Source organism: Aquabacterium soli (assembly GCF_003933735.1).
GTDB lineage: Bacteria > Pseudomonadota > Gammaproteobacteria > Burkholderiales > Burkholderiaceae_C > Aquabacterium > Aquabacterium soli.
Genome location: NZ_RSED01000038.1, coordinates 1 through 16,318 on the forward strand (window position 1 = coordinate 1; position 16,318 = coordinate 16,318).

General features: G+C 61.6%; 18 protein-coding genes and 2 pseudogenes. 11 read left to right on the forward strand and 9 right to left on the reverse strand.

The genetic code is table 11. The annotated features are described in order from the left end of the window. Positions 1-221: 221 nt before the first annotated feature. The 3 genes from EIP75_RS23340 to EIP75_RS23350 all read left to right on the forward strand — a co-directional run bounded on the left by EIP75_RS23340 (position 222) and on the right by EIP75_RS23350 (position 3,181). Positions 222-1,253 carry a 2Fe-2S iron-sulfur cluster-binding protein gene (locus tag EIP75_RS23340; RefSeq protein WP_125245593.1) on the forward strand — a complete coding sequence of 344 codons (1,032 nt, stop codon included), beginning with the start codon at positions 222-224 and terminating at the stop codon, positions 1,251-1,253. Continuing rightward, the gene (locus EIP75_RS23345; protein WP_230179365.1) at positions 1,253-2,416 is read left to right on the forward strand and encodes an alkane 1-monooxygenase; all 1,164 of its coding nucleotides are present in this window, start codon (positions 1,253-1,255) and stop codon (positions 2,414-2,416) included. Before EIP75_RS23340 ends, EIP75_RS23345 begins: the two co-directional genes overlap by 1 nt. Before the next feature lie 282 nt (positions 2,417-2,698). Further along, positions 2,699-3,181, forward strand: coding sequence for a hypothetical protein (locus EIP75_RS23350; protein WP_125245594.1), 483 nt, complete (start codon positions 2,699-2,701; stop codon positions 3,179-3,181). Here EIP75_RS23350 and EIP75_RS23355 read toward each other — a convergent pair. Then, positions 3,170-4,357: an alkane 1-monooxygenase gene (locus tag EIP75_RS23355; RefSeq protein ID WP_125245595.1), complete on the reverse strand. Its 1,188-nt coding sequence runs from the start codon at positions 4,355-4,357 to the stop codon at positions 3,170-3,172. The genes EIP75_RS23350 and EIP75_RS23355 overlap by 12 nt on opposite strands. Before the next feature lie 114 nt (positions 4,358-4,471). On the opposite strand from EIP75_RS23355, the gene EIP75_RS23360 reads away from it, so the two are divergent. After that, positions 4,472-5,551 (forward strand): AraC family transcriptional regulator, encoded by a 1,080-nt coding sequence (locus tag EIP75_RS23360; protein ID WP_125245596.1) that lies wholly within the window; start codon positions 4,472-4,474, stop codon positions 5,549-5,551. On the opposite strand, the gene EIP75_RS24945 is transcribed toward EIP75_RS23360, so the two are convergent. The 5 genes from EIP75_RS24945 to EIP75_RS23385 all read right to left on the reverse strand — a co-directional run bounded on the left by EIP75_RS24945 (position 5,524) and on the right by EIP75_RS23385 (position 9,839). Continuing rightward, a complete protein-coding gene (locus EIP75_RS24945) occupies positions 5,524-7,068 on the reverse strand; it encodes a methyl-accepting chemotaxis protein (protein WP_125245597.1) in 1,545 nt (514 codons plus the stop codon). The genes EIP75_RS23360 and EIP75_RS24945 overlap by 28 nt on opposite strands. Before the next feature lie 249 nt (positions 7,069-7,317). Continuing rightward, positions 7,318-7,557 carry a hypothetical protein gene (locus EIP75_RS23370; protein ID WP_125245598.1) on the reverse strand — a complete coding sequence of 80 codons (240 nt, stop codon included), beginning with the start codon at positions 7,555-7,557 and terminating at the stop codon, positions 7,318-7,320. A 358-nt stretch (positions 7,558-7,915) separates the two neighbouring features. After that, entirely contained in the window at positions 7,916-8,362 is a 447-nt protein-coding gene (locus EIP75_RS23375; protein WP_199758685.1) for a PaaI family thioesterase, read from the reverse strand. Next, the gene (locus tag EIP75_RS23380; RefSeq protein ID WP_199758686.1) at positions 8,359-8,829 is read right to left on the reverse strand and encodes a PaaI family thioesterase; all 471 of its coding nucleotides are present in this window, start codon (positions 8,827-8,829) and stop codon (positions 8,359-8,361) included. Before EIP75_RS23380 ends, EIP75_RS23375 begins: the two co-directional genes overlap by 4 nt. Positions 8,830-8,864: 35 nt before the next feature. Then, a complete protein-coding gene (locus tag EIP75_RS23385) occupies positions 8,865-9,839 on the reverse strand; it encodes a BtrH N-terminal domain-containing protein (protein WP_125245599.1) in 975 nt (324 codons plus the stop codon). Positions 9,840-10,160: 321 nt separating this feature from the next. On the opposite strand from EIP75_RS23385, the gene EIP75_RS23390 reads away from it, so the two are divergent. Continuing rightward, a complete protein-coding gene (locus EIP75_RS23390; RefSeq protein ID WP_125245600.1) occupies positions 10,161-10,472 on the forward strand; it encodes a hypothetical protein in 312 nt (103 codons plus the stop codon). Here EIP75_RS23390 and EIP75_RS23395 read toward each other — a convergent pair. Next, positions 10,421-11,488, reverse strand: coding sequence for an IS5 family transposase (locus EIP75_RS23395; RefSeq protein WP_125245601.1), 1,068 nt, complete (start codon positions 11,486-11,488; stop codon positions 10,421-10,423). The two genes, EIP75_RS23390 and EIP75_RS23395, sit on opposite strands and share 52 nt — an antisense overlap. A 216-nt stretch (positions 11,489-11,704) precedes the next feature. Here EIP75_RS23395 and EIP75_RS23400 point away from each other — a divergent pair, with 216 nt between their 5' ends. From EIP75_RS23400 to EIP75_RS23420, 5 genes and pseudogenes are all read left to right on the forward strand, one after another. Continuing rightward, complete coding sequence (locus EIP75_RS23400; protein ID WP_125245602.1) at positions 11,705-11,956, forward strand: carboxymuconolactone decarboxylase family protein; 252 nt, start codon at positions 11,705-11,707, stop codon at positions 11,954-11,956. A 35-nt stretch (positions 11,957-11,991) separates the two neighbouring features. Beyond that, on the forward strand, positions 11,992-12,609 hold the full coding sequence (locus EIP75_RS23405; RefSeq protein ID WP_125245603.1) for a glutathione S-transferase family protein: 618 nt from the start codon (positions 11,992-11,994) through the stop codon (positions 12,607-12,609). Positions 12,610-12,657: 48 nt separating this feature from the next. After that, positions 12,658-13,341, forward strand: coding sequence for a cupin domain-containing protein (locus EIP75_RS23410; protein WP_125245604.1), 684 nt, complete (start codon positions 12,658-12,660; stop codon positions 13,339-13,341). Between the two features lie 55 nt (positions 13,342-13,396). Continuing rightward, positions 13,397-13,963, forward strand: coding sequence for a TetR/AcrR family transcriptional regulator (locus EIP75_RS23415; protein WP_125245605.1), 567 nt, complete (start codon positions 13,397-13,399; stop codon positions 13,961-13,963). A 279-nt stretch (positions 13,964-14,242) separates the two neighbouring features. After that, a pseudogene (locus EIP75_RS23420) lies at positions 14,243-14,470 on the forward strand (IS110 family transposase); the annotation flags it as partial. Here the strand turns inward: EIP75_RS23420 and EIP75_RS23425 are convergent. Both EIP75_RS23425 and EIP75_RS23430 read right to left on the reverse strand, forming a co-directional pair. Continuing rightward, positions 14,455-14,967: pseudogene (locus EIP75_RS23425) on the reverse strand (nucleotidyl transferase AbiEii/AbiGii toxin family protein); the annotation flags it as partial. The pseudogenes EIP75_RS23420 and EIP75_RS23425 overlap by 16 nt on opposite strands. A 148-nt stretch (positions 14,968-15,115) precedes the next feature. Further along, positions 15,116-15,727, reverse strand: a complete 612-nt coding sequence (locus EIP75_RS23430; RefSeq protein WP_230179362.1) for a hypothetical protein — start codon at positions 15,725-15,727, stop codon at positions 15,116-15,118. A gap of 360 nt (positions 15,728-16,087) precedes the next feature. On the opposite strand from EIP75_RS23430, the gene EIP75_RS23435 reads away from it, so the two are divergent. Continuing rightward, on the forward strand, positions 16,088-16,318 hold a 231-nt coding region (locus EIP75_RS23435), incomplete at its 3' end, for a transposase (protein WP_148100980.1).

A 16,318-nucleotide genomic window follows, 5' to 3' on the forward strand; every position in this document is an offset into this window, starting at 1 on the left:
GTGAATCAGGGGGGCGTTTCACATTCACCCCCATGCCAGACAGCATGTCGGCGATAAGGCGCACGTAGTGGAGGGGCAGTGCTGCGTTGTGCACGGTTTGATTTTTTGAAAAGCGCCAATTGTCAATAAATGACCTTTTTGTGTCAAGACAACCTACCCTTGATCTACCCCAGGATTCATAGGATACAAATACTTAGCGCCATCAAACTAACAGTACGCCAATGTTTTCGTTTTTCAAGAAGTCCGGCCCCAACCAGGCCAGCATCAATGGGGTGCCCATCATGGTCAATCCCAAGGAGACCTTGCTCCAGGCAGCGTTGCGCGAAGGCATTGATTTCCCGAACAGCTGCCGCGTGGGTGGCTGCGCAGCCTGTAAATGCAAGCTGGTCGACGGCAAGGTCAAGGAGCTGACTCAGACCGCCTACATCTTGTCGGACGAAGATTTGGACGCCGGCATGATCCTGGCCTGCCAGTCGGTGCCACAAACCAATGTCACCATCGAAGTAGACATGGCCGCCCAGCAAGCCCGCCGCACCGTAAGTGGCCGGGTGGTGGCCTGCACCGCACTCACCCACGACATCGTCAGCCTGCGCATCCAACTGGACGACTCACTGCCTTACAAAGCTGGCCAGTACGCACAATTGTCGGTTGACAGCCTGCCCGGGGTTGATCGCAGCTACTCGTTTGCCACCGCCTCGCAGCCCAATTCCCAGGTCAGTTTCCTGGTACGCAAGGTGCCCAATGGCGTGTTCTCCAGCCATGTGCATAAACATGATCTGGTTGGACAGCGCGCCAGCGTGAAGGGCCCCATGGGCGATTTCTGGCTGCGCCCCTCTGACGCCCCCTTACTGATGGTGGCCGGCGGCAGCGGCCTGGCCCCCGTTCTGGCCATCTTGGAAGACGCTCTGGCCCAAGGCGTCAAACGCCCCGTCACCATCTTGTTTGGTGCCCGCCAGCAAGCTGACTTGTACGCTCAAGACACGCTGGAAGCCCTTCGCACCCAATGGCCTGCGGCCTTCCGCTTTGTGCCCGTGCTGTCGGCCGAACCCGATGGCAGCAGTTGGGCAGGTGCGCTCGGCAACGTTGACAGCGCCCTGGCCGAGCACCTGCCCAACGGTGCCCATGCCTACCTGTGCGGCCCACCCGTCATGGTCGATGCCGTCAGCGCAGTATTGCGCGACCGCGGCATCGCCAAAGAACAAATCCGCGCCGACCGTTTCACGACCTTGCACGACTCTACAGGAGCACAGTGATGATGAACATTCTGCACTACCTCAAGTATTTCCTATTCCATATCATCGGCCTGCTGGCTCTGACGATGGTCACCCTAGGTGGCGCTTACACCACCTACGGTCTGATCACCATCTTGGTTTTCTACATGGTGGGCGACGCTGTCTGTGGCGACGACACCACCACACCCACCTTCAAGTATCCCGGCATCTTGACTGCGCAGCTGTGGATGGCTTTGCCCTTGCTGTTAATGATCATCTTCGCATCGCTTTGGAGTGTGAGCTCCGGCGACGTGCTGGGCTATGGCGCCTGGGTGCAGCAGCTCACGGGCTTCGATGCCCTGGCAGCCCGCGAAAGCACCTTCTGGGGCCACCACATCTCGACCATCCTGCTCTCCGGCCTGATGATCGGCATGGTTGGCACCATCACCGCCCACGAACTGACTCACCGCACCTGGGATCCGATCTCGATGTTTGTCGGTCGCTGGTTGTTGGCTTTCAGCTTTGACACCATTTTCTCGATCGAGCACGTCTACGGCCATCACCGTTATGTGTCCACCACTGAAGACCCAGCCACCGCACCTCGCGGCCGCAATGTGTACTTCCACGTCCTTGCCTCGACCATCAAGGGCAACATCAGCGCGTGGAACATCGAGAAAAAGCGCCTCAAGCGCGATGGCCACGGCGCCATCTCCTTGCGTAACGGCGTGATCCGTGGTCACCTGATGAGTTTGCTGTTGGTAGCGGTGGCATATGCCATGGGCGGCTGGCCTGTGGCTGGCTTCTTCATTGCCAGTGCGCTGTGGGGCAAATCGCTGCTGGAGATCGTTAACTACATGGAACACTACGGCATGGTTCGCGACCCCAAGCTCCCGGTTCAGCCTCGTCACTCTTGGAACACCAACAAGCGCATCAGTTCATGGTCGATGTTCAACCTGACCCGCCACTCGCATCACCATGCCCAAGGCGAAGTGCCTTATCAAGACCTCAAGCCCTTCCCTGAAGCGCCCATGATGATCGGTGGCTACCTGACCACCATCCTGGTGGCCATGGTTCCGCCTCTGTGGTTCAAACTGATGGACCCCAAGGTCAAGGAGTGGGATCTGAAGTACGCCAGCCCCGAAGAGTTGAAGCTGTCTGAGGCCGCCAACAAGCGGGCTGGCTGGGGGCTCAAGGCTTCTGCTTGAGCCATGGCGTTGTAAAAATAGGGCTACGGTGGCAGACCTGTGATTGATGCTAGACCTGCATTCATGGCTTCTTCAAGTCGCTGTTTTCCATCCCCTGCTTGAATTGCTGCGTTTCGTGCGCCGCCCGGTGCCAGCATAGTAACCGCCCTGCCGCTCAAGGCGTACGCTCATGGCTTTCCATTGCGCCTGACAGACGCACCCGTGCATCGGGTACCAGCTTGAAAGAGGTACCTTCGAGGTTTTGCACATCGGTGGCCGACCTCGTGTGCGATCGTGTAGGGCTTGGGCAAAATCCTCCAGGCGCATGCTCAGCGTCGCCCTGTGTCGGTCTTGCAAATTCACCGCCACGCCCGTGAATATGGGCAGAGCCTGGCAACAGGGATGGCCAAAACTCTGGGTTTTTCCCCGGTGGATGCCATGATCGGCTTGCGCGACCCGCTGGCAATGCTGGTACTACGTGTGCCGTGGGCAGAGGTAGAGAGGTCGCTGGCTCCGCTATTCGCCCGCAAGGCGAGCATGGCAGCATGCCGACATGTTCGGCCCGACGCCGCGGACGTTGCCGACGGGCTCAGCGCGGCTCGTCGCGCGCGCCTGCCCCTTCGCCTGATGGTGGAGCCGCTATTCCAGGCGGCGCCATGCCTTCTGATGGATGACACGGGCGTGCTAACCGAGGAGACGGTGGTGCGCACGTTCTCGATCCTGAAGGCGACAGACCTTCTCAGCCACTCGCGATCAGTGTTGGGAGCTTATATTTCAGGCCGCTGAGGCCGTGTCCTGCATCTCATAGGTCTGGACCAAGCGCTTGCGTTGCGCCGGCAAAAAGTTGATGCGCGAGGCATCGCCACCGGTGGCTTTAACCACTCGCTTGTCCATCACGGCAAACCACAGCGGCGGCACGTAAGCGACCAGGAACATGCCCGTGTAGCCCAGCGGCAGGAAGGTCGGAATGTCGTGGAAGCTGCGCAGCGACTGGTAGCTGCGCGTCGGGTTGGCGTGGTGGTCGGAGTGGCGCTGCAGCTGGAAGGTCAGGATGTTGGACAGCACGTGGTTGCTGTTCCACGAGTGGTGCGGCTGGCAGTGTTCGTAGCGGCCATCGGGCTTCTTCTGGCGCAGCAGGCCGTAGTGCTCGATGTAGTTGGCCGAGGTCAGCATGAAGGCGCCCAGGAAGGCCAGCACCATCAGCAGCACCAGGGCCTGCGTGCCCAGCCAGGCGGTCATGCCGCCCCAGACGATGGCGGTGCCGATCCAGCCCTGCACGATCTCGTTGTCCAGGCTCCAGGCCGACTTGCCCTGGCGCTCCAGGCGCTCGACCTCCAGGTCCCAGCCGCGGAAGTAGGCGCCGGGCATCTCGCGGAACATGAAGCGGTAGATCGTCTCGCCCATCTTGGACGAAGCCGGGTCTTCCGGCGTGGCCACGTGGCGGTGGTGGCCGCGGTTGTGCTCGATGCAAAAGTGCGTGTAGGCGCCCAGCGAGAGGTTGAACAGCGCGGCCTTGCGGGGCAGCCATTCCTTCTTGTGGCCCAGCTCGTGGCTCATGTTCATCACCAGGCCCAGCATGAAGCCGTTGATGATGACGGTGGTGACCACGCCATACCAGGGCACCGCGTGCGTGCTCAGGAACCACACGTTGAACAGCGTGGTGGCCCAGCCCACGGGGATGGCCAGGTAGATCATCCAGCGGTAGAAGGCGCGGCGCTCGAGGTCGGGCACGGCGGCTTCAGGCGGGTTGCTGGTGTCGTCGCCGATCAGCCAGTCCAGGATGGGCACCAGCACGAACAGCACCAAAAAGGGCAGGACGTACCAGGCGGCGTGGTCCTGGCCCATCAGGTGGGCCACCGGGCCCGTGGCCACGATGGCGGGGATCAGGGCTGGCAGCAGCCAGAGGGGCTTCTTCGGGTCCCGGTAGGACGCGGCCAGCGGGTCGGGCAGCACGGCGCTCATGTTGTTGTCTCCTCGGTGTGAGTCGGTGAAATGGAGTGATGCGATCTTGCGAGCGCAGGCCGAAATGGGGTACCGTCTGCGCTGGCAACTTATCGTCATTTTGTGACACTCACCGTGAGCACCCGAACCCCTCCCACGCAGGCGGCCGACTGGCTGGCGCCCGCGCTGCACCCCATCTACGCCCGGCTGATCTGCGCCGAGATGCGCCGCCGTGGCTTCGACGAGGCGCAGATCCTGTCCGGCACGCGGCTGAACTGGGCGTCACTGCACGAGGGCAACCGCTACCTGAGCTTCGACGAGGTGACCCGGCTGATCCGGCGCGCGGTGGCGCTCACGCAGGAGCCCTGGCTGGGCATCACCGTGGGCTGGGGCACGCAGCTGTCGGCGCACGGGCCGGTGGGGGTGGCGGCCATGTCGTGCGACAACGTGGGGCAGGCGCTGGCCCTGATCCAGCGCCACGCCGGCTTGCGTCAGAGCCTGATCTCGCTGGAGGTCGACCAGCAGGGCGACGAGGTCACCCTGTGGATGCGCGAGCACCTGCAGGCCCCGGATGTGCGCGAGTACATCATGGGCCACCTGATGGGCGCGGGCCTGCGCCTGCTCGACACGCTCACGGGGCTGGACATGACCCGCGTGGCCCGTGTGGAGTTCGCCTTCCCGGAGCCGCCGTGGGCCGATGCCTACCGCCGCTGGTGGCCTTCGGTGCGCTTTGGCATGGAGCGCTCGGCCATGGTGTTGCCGCTGTCGCTCCTGAGCCACCCGGGCCTGGCCCCTGACCCGCAGACCCACCGCATGGCCTTGCGCGAGTGCGAGCGCCTGTGGTCACAGCAGAACGACCCGCGTGACCGCCTGGGGCCCGTGGGCGACCGCATCTTGAGGCTCTTGCTGGCCTGCGAGGGCGGCTACCCGACCCTGAGCGAGTTGGCCGAGCGCGAGCACGTCTCCAGCCGCACCCTGATCCGCAAACTGGGCGACGAGGGCCTGACCTACCAGCAGCTGCTCGACCGCGTGCGCGAAGACCTGGCCTGCTGGTGGCTGCTGCACTCGGACATGAGCGTCGAAGCCATCGCCGACCGGCTGGGCTATCAGGACACGTCCAATTTCAGCCGCACCTTCCGGCGCTGGGTGGGCATGCCGCCGAGCGACTTCCGGCGATCAGCGGGTGCTCAGACCTTGAACACCGCCACCGACTGAACGAGCTCGGCAGCCTGGTGCTGCAGGCTCTCGGAGGCCGAGGCCGACTCTTCAACCAGGGCCGCGTTCTGCTGCGTGCCGTGGTCCATTTGCTGGATGGCCTGGCCGACCACCGACTCCCCGGCTTGCTGCTCGGCGCTGGCCGTGCTGATCTCGGCCACGATGGTGTTGACCCGCCCGATGGCATCCACGATCTGGACCATGGTGTCACCGGCCTGGTTCACCAGCGTGCTGCCTCGCTCGACGCGCTCGGCGCTGGCCGTGATGAGGTGCTTGATCTCGCGGGCGGCGCCAGCGCTGCGCTGCGCCAGCGAGCGCACCTCGGCCGCCACCACGGCGAAGCCTCGGCCTTGCTCACCTGCGCGGGCCGCTTCCACCGCCGCGTTCAGGGCCAGGATGTTGGTCTGGAAGGCGATGCCGTCGATCACCGAGATGATGTCGGAGATCTTGCGCGAGGCCTCGTTGATGCCCTGCATGGTCTCGACCACCTCGCGCACGACCCCACCGCCCTGTTCGGCGACCTGAGCGGCCGCCTGGGCCATGGCGGTGGCCTGCAATGCGTTCTCTGCGTTGCGCTGCACCGTGTGCCCCAGGTCCGACATGGTGGAGGCGGTTTGCTGCAGCGAGCCGGCTTGTTGCTCGGTGCGTTGCGACAGGTCCTGGCTGCCTTGCGAAATCTGGGCGCTGGCCGTGGCCACGGCTTCGGCGTTGCCGCGCACCCGCGTGACCACCTGGGTCAAGCTGGCCTGCATGTCGGAAAGCGCCGCCAGCAGGGGCGTGAACTCGTCGCGCTGATCTTCGTGGATGGTGGTGCTGAGGTTGCCATCGCGCACGCGCTCGGCCACCTCCCGTGAGCGATCCACCCGCATCTTCAGGGTGCGCCCGATCCACCAGGACAGCGTCACCATGGCGCCGCCGATGAACAGGAACACGCCCAACAGCACCATCAAGGTCTGCTGGATGCTCGATTGGATGTGCGCGATGTCGCGCTCGGCGCTGTCGCGCTGGTAGCTCACGGTCTCCGCCAGTTCTTTGAGCAGCGCGTTGCGAGCCGGGATGGTGTGGTCGACCAGGTAAGCAAAGGCCTCGTCCTTGCGGCCCTCGGCGATGAGCTTGACGTTGGCCTCCCCTTGGACCCAGAAAGCCTGCACCGCTGGCGGGATGGCCTCAAAGCGTTCCTTGCCGGCGCTGGTGAACAGTTGCTGCTCATAGGTCTTGAGCAGCTGCTCGATCAGCTGGCGTTTGGTTTGCACGTCCTGCAAGGCCGCGTCGCGTTCAGCGGGCGTGCGCGCCAGCATGGCGTGGCGCAGTTGCAGCGAGGCGCGGGTGACGTTGAGCTCGACCTGGGCGATCTCCGAGAGTTGCGGGATGCGGTGCTTGGCCGTTTGATCGCTGACGGTGGAGACGTCCTGCAGCCGCCAGACCGTGAACAGGGCGGCCCCGATCAGGCCGGCGCAAACCAGCACCGAAGCCAGGGCGATGCGGGCGGCAAGCCCGCGCGCACCGAAAAATGACATGTCGAGCTCCTTTCAGCATTCGTCGTTGTTGCCGGCGCAGAACCAGAGAACTGAAGACATCGTTCGGAGATTCGGTCGCAAATTGATACATCCAGCGCATTCAAACCTGCGAATCTGAAAAAACTGCCCGGGGAATTGGGTGCAGGCGAGGGGCGCCGGCTTCTTACAATCGCCCCATGCCTTTTGTTCACCTCCGCGCCCACACCGAGTTCTCCGTCGTCGACGGCACCGTCCGCATAGACGACCTGGTCAAGCTTGCAGCCAAGGTTCGAGGTCGGGCACGGCGGCCTCGGGCGGGTTGCTGGTGTCGTCGCCGATCAGCCATTCCAGGATGGGCACCAGCACGAACAGCACCAAAAAGGGCAGGACGTACCAGGCGGCGTGGTCCTGGCCCATCAGCTGGGCCACCGGGCCCGTGGCCACGATGGCGGGGATCAGGGCTGGCAGCAGCCACAGGGGCTTCTTCGGGTCCCGGTAGGACGTGGCCATCGGGTCGGGCAGCACAGCGCTCTACACATCCACCGCCGCGAACTGGGTCTCTACATCGCCACCATCGCACCCAATCTCGCCCAGGCTGCGCTGCTCGCCATCCTCGTGCTGGTGCCGATGACCTTCCCTTCCGGTACCTGATCCCCACCCGAAGCCATGCCATCGGGCTGCGCGAAGCCATGTCTATCTCTCCACTTTATTACTTCGTCGAGATGGGCTACGGCATCCTGCTTCAGGGCGCGGGATGGGACATCCTGTGGGTTTGGCGCTGCTGCTTGGCATGGCGATCTTCGGGTTGGGCGTGTGGCGATTCAAGCGTCAGTTTTGATTCGTAAACCAGTCATGTCTCGACCGTGGGTCACGCGCTGCCTCCCAAGTCTGCAGTCCCCACGGGAAACAGGAAGCGCCCAATGCACGCCAGCTTATTGTCCAGGCGCAACTGCACCGAGACCGTTGTGATACGTCGTCCCGCCCGCACAATGTGGGGCACCGCGCAAATCGTGCCGGCGAAAGCCGGTCGCAAGTAATCGAAGGTAAGCGTCGAGCAAGCAGGTAACTCGACCCGCGCCAGGGATCGTGCAAGATGGGTAGCCGCGACCACTTCTCCAAAGCTGGCAAGTACACCACCATGGAAGGTCCGGATCAGGGGATTGCCGACATGATTTTCGCAAAAGTCCATGAGGTAGCGTGTCTCGCCCTCAACGACCTCCTCCCGCATACCCAGAAACCGATGGAAGGGCACCGCCGGCACGAGGACCATTGCTGCCTCTGCACAATCTGTCATTGATTTAACCACCCTCGTCATGCCGCACTCCTGTCCGTCGTATCGAAAGCCGGTCCTAACGTATCGATGGCAAAGGATCCCGTCACCGTGGCAAGCGGCATCTCGTCACCCGCCGCATAAGCCCGGCCGGAGACAAAGGCCACGCTGTCTGTCCAGCCGATGCATTCGACCACCGCGCGCAGGCCGCTGCCCGCCGGAATGGCACGAAGGTAATCGACGCGCAGGTCAATGGTGGCGATAGGCCTGAGCGAGCGTAGCGCGGAGAAAATCGCCAGTCCACACGTCGTGTCAAGCAGGGTCACGAGTGTGCCCCGATGCAACGCTCCAAGGCCGTCGGCCAGAGCCTCAGAAAACGGCATCACCATCTCCGCCTTGGCGTCGGCCACCGCCACCACGTCGACGCCGAGGGCGTTGAACAGTGGATGCTGACTGCCGAAAAAAGCTTTTGCCATGGCAGCTTGGTCCAGTTGCGGCTTCATATGCGACATGCCTGCTCCTCAATTTGCACTGTAAATGTGTTCACTCAATAGATCAGAGCAGCGTCGATATAGCGACGCTCCGCCGCCCGTACGGCTTGCAGGGCATCTGCGAGCAATTTCGTAGGGAAGCATTCACTCTCGGAGCCTGCTTTCAGCGCCAGCGCCAGCGATGTCCAGCATGCGGCACAGTCTGTCATAAGCTGCGGCAGTTGCAGATCGCTGATGCGTGGATCAGCCGATGCGGCTTCGTTCAGAAATTCTGCGTACATTTTGCGAAAACCGCCGCCGCCCGTGCCGCGCCGTTCGATGATTTGATAAGCAAAACGCGTCGTCCAGCGCCAGTCGCCCTCGCGTTCCCAGCGACCAAGATCGGCCAGCCAGGTATCGAGCGCGGCCACGCCGGCATAAGGTCCGCCCTCCAGCAGTAAACGTGCGTTGTGGCGTATGGCTTCAGCCACCCGCTCGACCGAAAGCCGCGCATGAATGGCGGGAGGCGCGAACAAGTTGCCAGCATGAAAAAAAGGAGGCAGTTCCGCGAAGCGGGCACGGGCCAGATCGGAACGTGCCACCGGGATGGGCGCGGGGCGCTCGGTATCGGTCACCAGAATGCAGCCGTCCGCCGGTTGGCGCTGCCAGGCAACGATGGCGTGGCCGGGAAAATGCGTCCGGCTGGTAAAGTACGGCAAGTGAAAAATATCGGTCAGGAGCAGGGCTGGGCGCCCCTGGTCGAGCAAGCCATCCAGCGCCTGCGCGCCCTCCTCGACGGAGCTGTAACTTGTCCAGGCGAACGGTACGTCCAGCGCCTGGAATACCCGCTCCTCATATCCCAGCGAGCGCACATGGACCAGAAAAGGTACCGGGGCATCAGGCAGCGTCAGGTATGTGATGCCCAGCCCCGAGCCCAGCCCAAAACACATGGCCTCGGTCAGCGTCGTGCCATGGAACTCAAGCAAGTCCCGGATGGCCGAACTCCCGCAATGGCGGCCGGACCGATGGGGAATGTCGGGGGCCTGTGCCATATCTGCTGTGTGTAATGTCACTATCGACTTACCCTTCTTAAAGAATGATGAATGAACTTGGGCTCATATCGCTCCGTCGCAATTTGCGTTGCCGTAACCATTGGCCCATCCCATTACCCAAAAACGTTTCAGGTCAGGCTGGTGACCTCAGAACTTGCTTGAGTCAAGCCTGCACCAGAACCCGTTCACCTAACTGTACCCGAGGCCTTCACCAAACCGATCATACGAGCCTTTCTGGACAGGCCCCAGATCCATTTCACTGGATCGCCCCTGCCCAGCTAACACCTATGACTCTCACATTGAAGGCCAATAGGAGGTGTCATGAGCAAACTACGTTACACCCCAAAATTCAATCTTGAAGCGGTCAAGCAGGTCACAGAGTCTGCTGCGGCAGGTTACTGGTGGGCACTTCGCGTAACCCAATTTCCCAAAGCGCAGGAGGCCCATTCGCCCCAGGCCTTGAGATTGTTCGGCCCGGCGGCCTCATTGCGGTACCCGCTCTGGCCGCCCGCCGCAGCGCAGGCTGACCCTGGCACGCTGCAAAACGCCCGCCTGGGCACCATGCGCGCGCATCTTGCCCCTCATGTCGGCGCGCCTTGCGCCACCAACCACACCAATGTTTTGGCGTTGTAGGCCACGCACTTGAGCGTGATCGCCAGCTCGTTTCTGGCCAGCGTCATGGCCCGAACCACTTTGCCACCCAGCTGCTCCAGCCCGGCAAACACATGTTCGACGCGGGACCTTGTCTTGTTGATGCTGCGGTTGCGCGCGCCCAGCCGCTGTCGGGCTTTCTGGCCTGGCTTGGCTCGCCGGGCGATACCGTCGCCCAACTGGTGTCGGGCCAGCAATTCACGGTTGGCCTGCGCGTCATAACCCCGGTCTGCCAACACGCGTCCTCGGGTGTTGCCCGCGTCTAGCACCTCCCCCAGCGATTGACCATCGTCCACATTGGCTGGCGTCACCACGATGCGGCGAATCAGCTTCCAGCGTGCGTCCACGTTGCTGTGCACCTTGTAGCCATAAAAGCTCTTGCCATGCTTCTTGGTCCAGCGCGCATCTCGGTCGGTGTGCTGCAACCGCTTCGTGCTCCAACCCTCAGGTGCCTGGCCTTCGTTGAGCGCCTGGCGCTCTTCGCTGAGGGCCTGCGTGATGGGCGCTTGCACGATACTGGCATCCACAATCTGCCCGCCACGCGGGAGGTAGTCCTGCTGCTGCAACTGCTGGCTCACCGCAGCGAAGATGACCCGTCCACCCAGACCGCCCTTGGCCAGGCGTTGCTTGAAGCTCCACAGCGTGCGCGCATCGGGAATGTGGAGCTGGCCGTCGACGCGGCAAAACCGCTGAAAGCTCATGCGGTCGAGCATCTGGTGCTCGCACTCCTCATCGCTGAGGTTGTACAGCGCCTGCAGGAACTCCATTCGCACCATGACCTCGCTGGCGTAGGGCGGTCGACCGCCCTTGCTGCGCTCTGCACGTGGGCACGCCGTCTCAACCGATTGGGCCACTGCACTGAAGTCGATCAGTCCATCCATCGCCGCCAGGTTGGCAACGTAGCTGCCCAACTTGGCTTGCCGATGTGCCTGCACAAACAAGTCGGTGTCGGGCGGGTCTTGAAAGAAGACCGATGGCTTGATGCGCGGTGTGACCATGATCAGCATCTTGCCGCGTCAGCTAGCGCGGCGCCAGTGGGTTTCAAGAAGTGCCCTGGTAAGTCACCAAGACCAATTCCCCTAGAAGAATAAGGAGATTGCCTACCTTCTGATAGATAGATAAACTTAGCAACCTGTCCACAACACAAAAGACACTCCATTCGACTTTTCCAACCTGAAGAAATACCTCGCCTTGCTGCTGGCGCTCCAGCAGCCATGAAAGGCTTCCAAGAAATGGACAAGGCAGCACTGGCAGAGGGCGCCATCTCAAAGAAACACAAAGAGTTGATCGCAATCGCTGTGGCACTTACCACGCAGTGCGGCTACTGTCTGGAGGTTCATCGCAAGGCAGCAGTTGCTGCTGGTGCCAACGAGCAAGAACTGGCTCAGGCAACCTTCGTGGCCGTAGCACTACGTGCTGGCGCTGCTCTCACCCATGGCACGCATCTGATAACCGACCCTGCGTGAATTCACAAACCCATGAACCCATGAACCCATAAATCATGAAAATCTACGACTTTGAAGGCTTTCCCAACCCCGCCCGTGTGCGCATTGCCCTTGCCGAAAAAGGCGCCACTGACAAGATGCAATTTGTGCATGTCGACGTTTTGAAGGGCGAGCACCGCCTGCCCGGCTTTTTGGCGATGAATCCCAACGCTACCGTGCCTGTGCTGGAATTGGGCGACGGCACCACCATCAGCGAATGCACGGCCATTACTGAGTACATCGACCATGCATTCGACGGCATTTCGCTGACTGGCACGACCGCCAAGGACCGCGCGGTGATCCACATGATGCAGTGCCGCGCCGAACAGGGCGTGATGGACGCCGTGGGTACCTACTTCCACCATGCCACACCCGGCCTTGGTGCGCTGGAGCTGTACCAGAACAAAGAATGGGGTTTGAAGCAGCGTGAGCGTGCCATCGCCGGCATGCGCTATTTCGACAGCGTGCTGGCAACGCAGCCCTTTGCAGCCGGCCAGCACTTCTCAGTCGCCGATATCACTTTGTTCGTGGGCCTGAATTTTGCTGACTTCGCCAAGATCGAGTTGCCTGCGGACTTGCCTCATCTGAAGGCGTGGCGCGCTCGTATGGCCCAGCGCCCCAGCATGGGTGGCTGATTCGAACAGTCTCAACTGCCTTCACCTGACCACCCAAACGGAGTACCGATGGACCTCATCAACGCCCAGTTCGACCAACGGGTGCTACTGCATGGTGCCGACCTGCCCTGGGTGGACTCCCCTGTGGCAGGTGTACAGCGCAGAATGCTCGACCGCATAGGCGGTGAGGTTGCCCGAGCAACCTCCATCGTGCGCTACGCACCCGGCAGCCATTTCAGCCCGCACACCCACCACGGTGGTGAAGAGTTCCTGGTGCTTGACGGGGTCTTCCAGGACGAGCGCGGCGACTACCCTGCCGGCAGCTATATCCGCAACCCGCCCACCACACGACACACGCCAGGCTCCGAGACCGGTTGCGTGATCTTCGTGAAGCTGTGGCAGTTCGACCCGGCGGACCGCACCCCGGAGGTGATCGACACCAACAAGATCGGCCGTGTGGACGACGCCACCCGCCCCGGCGTGGCGGTGACGCCCTTGTTCGAGGACGAGCGCGAAACTGTGAGCCTGGAGACCTGGCTACCCGGCACACGGCTTGACGCCGTGATGCCTGACGGCGCGGAACTGCTGGTGCTGTCCGGCGGCTTCACAGAGGGCGCAGACGAACTGCGAGCCTGGTCTTGGTTGCGCGTCCCTCGAGGGGGGCGACTCACCGCCATCGCTGGGGCGCAAGGCACCACCGTCTGGGTCAAAACGCGCCACCTGAGCTTGGTGCAAGTCCCACCTTCGGCTTGACTAGCACTTGGCAAAGCGATATCGCAAAAATATGTACGGTTGAGACAACGGTACCATGGCTAACAAACGTACCGAACTGCAAACCCTGGCGCAGGCCATCGTCCAGCGATCGGGCTTGCGCGAACTGAGTTTTCGCCAACTCGCCGAACAGACGGGCGTCAAGTCGTCTAGCGTGCACTACTACTTTCCGGAAAAGCACGACCTCACCGCCGTGCTGATCACCAGCTACAGCGAGGCCTTCGCGCAGCGCTTGACAGCCATTGCCAACAAGCCTACAGCCTTAAAACGCAAGCTGTCAGCCTTTATTGACCTATTTGAAGAAGCTGCTCAGGACGACAAGCTGTGCCTGTGCGGCATGTTGGCCGCCGAGTTGTCCTCACTCGACGAGCACTGCCGCAGCCTCTTGAGCGGCTTCTTCAAACAGGCAGAAGCTTGGTTGGCCCAGATCCTGAAGCAACATAAGGGCGAACTGCTTAACCCCCTGCCCCCAAGCCGGTTGGCCGCCGTGATGATGTCCGGGCTGGAAGGCGCCTTGTTGCTGGACCGCGTGAACAGCGCTGGAGACCACTTGCATGCACAACGCCAACTGATCAACTCGTTTGCGGCCGGCACGGCAGTCTGAGACGGCACCACTTTCCGCGACAGGCTCACGCAGCAGCCCGGCTCGCCCACAAACGCCCGCCGGGACTGTCGACCATCCCGCAGCCCCCCATATCCCTTCGGCAAACGGACTGCGCGCCAAGACCGGGAGTGGCTTATTGCGCTTGAAGATGGCCAAGTTTTTCCCCTGACGCCAGAGATCCTTCGTAAGCAATGGGATGGACGCCCCCACCCGATGACGGCAGAGTGGCGCGTGTCGGCCACTTGAAACGGAAGGAGCGTCCACCATGCAGACACGACAATTGGCATCGACCTGGCCAAGAACGTATTCCAGGTCCACGGAGCGAACGAGCGCGGCAAGGCGGTGTTGCGCAAGCAGTTAAGGCGAGACCAGGTTGCCGCCTTCTTCGCGAACATGACGCCGTGCCTGATCGGCATGGAGGCTTGCGGCAGCGCTCACCACTGGGCTCGCAAGCTGCAGGAGCTTGAGCACACCGTGCGGCTCATGGCGCCTCAGTTTGTGAAGCCCTGTGCCTCTCCCAGCTTTCGGTACTTGGTCGAAATCGTCTGAAGCTTCTCGACAAAGGTGTGGGTAGGCGCGTAGCACGGCACGTCAACAGCTCGGTTGTCTGCCACTAATACGCCGCGTGCGCTTGCTGTATCCCACGCCCAGGACGAGATTGTCACCGGTCTGTTGGGTGCGGTGTCATCAAAGCCGAGCTCCAGCAAGATCCCGTCTTTGACACCTGCCAATGGGGCCGTGCGCGCTGCATAGGACAGGCGAATGCCACCGCTGCGCATCTTCTCGTCGTCGAAATCTTCATCACGCGCGACTTGAAAAATGCCCGGGATTCTGATTTTAGTGGCCAGCCAGTCATAGAAAGCCCGACGGGACGAGACATGAGCGACCTTGTTGTGATGGCGGCCGGTCTTGACCTCCAGCTCTTTGGGAGGCGCGATCCGGATGTCGATGTCCTCCGAGAATCGGTGGATGACACCGAAGCCCTTGGACAAGGATGTGCCGCCCTTGAGTTCGAAGTTGAACCCCTAAGTTCGCAGCCCCAAAAGGCAATGCATGATCCAGTAGTCCTTCCCGACCAATGTCGGATCAAGGCTTCGTTCGTCAGCGACCACGGCAAGCAGGTCGCCGAAGTCCTTGCGGTGATGCAGAAATTCAGGCACTCAGCCAACCTTTGGCTCGCTTGCGGGTCGCCACAGAGCCAAACGTCGAGAGCGCGCGTTTGAGCTTGTCGAGGTCAAACGAAGACAGCTTGCTCTGCGCTTGCCGCAAGACAGCATCGCGATCTTCAGCCAACTGCTCAAGGTTGTTGAGCAGATCGACAAACAAAAACTCCGGCGTGAGCTTTTTGGGGAAACGTGGTTTCACCCGGAAATCGAACTGCCGATTGCCCAGCTTGAACACACCATGCCGCTTGTGGTTGTAGACCAGTGTGCGGTTGTATAGCTGCGTGGTACCCAGGCCCACAGCGTTGTATGCCGAAGGCGAGAACACGAGGAAGTCACTGTCGCGAAGAAAGCTGCCAACCACCTCGGCATCCTCAGGCGGTACAGGACCGAAGCTGGACACCCTCGGCACGTAGTACATGCCCTGCGCCAATTTCTTCACAAGCCCCTCGGCGACCAACTCACGCACGTGACGGTCCACCGCATTGCTCATCTCTGCCAGATCCTCTCGCCGGTACACGCGCCCGGGGCGCAATAAGGCAGCCAGCCGTTCGGCGGCACCGCTTACCAGCATCCTCGATGGAGCAGAAACGCTTTCCACGATTGATTTCTCATTGAAATTTCATGCAATCTTAGGAGGAAATGGCGATCTTTGCAAGGCACCCAGCGTCGCCGGCCACGCTGTGTGCGGCGAGGCGGCTACCGCGAGGGGAAATCGCTGTCGACATCCAGATGACCAGCGCTTCCCGACGAGATAATGCAGCCACCAGTTGGGAGCAGATGAGCACGTCGTCAAGCACAGACCATTTGGGTAGCTAAGTGGGTAGCTAGACGCAAAAATCAGCAAAACTCAGACAAAAACATCAATAAATTCAACGCGCTAGGGAAGGTCTGCAAAACCCTGCCGCAGGGCGCGGGTCTTGCATGATGATGTCGTCAAGTTGATGCGTGGCGCAAGAACATGAAGCAAGTCAGCCTGGGATTGAACCTGTCGACCAAGAAGACGCGCAAGCGTGAGTTCCTGGAACAGATGAACAAGGTCGTGCCGTGGGATGTATTGGTCGGCGTGGTTGAGCCCCACTGGCCCAAGTCCAAGACCGGCCGCCCACCTTTTGCCATTGAGACGATGCTGCGCATTCATTACCTGCAGCAGTGGTTTGGCCTGAGTGATCCTGCGATGGAAGAAGCGCTG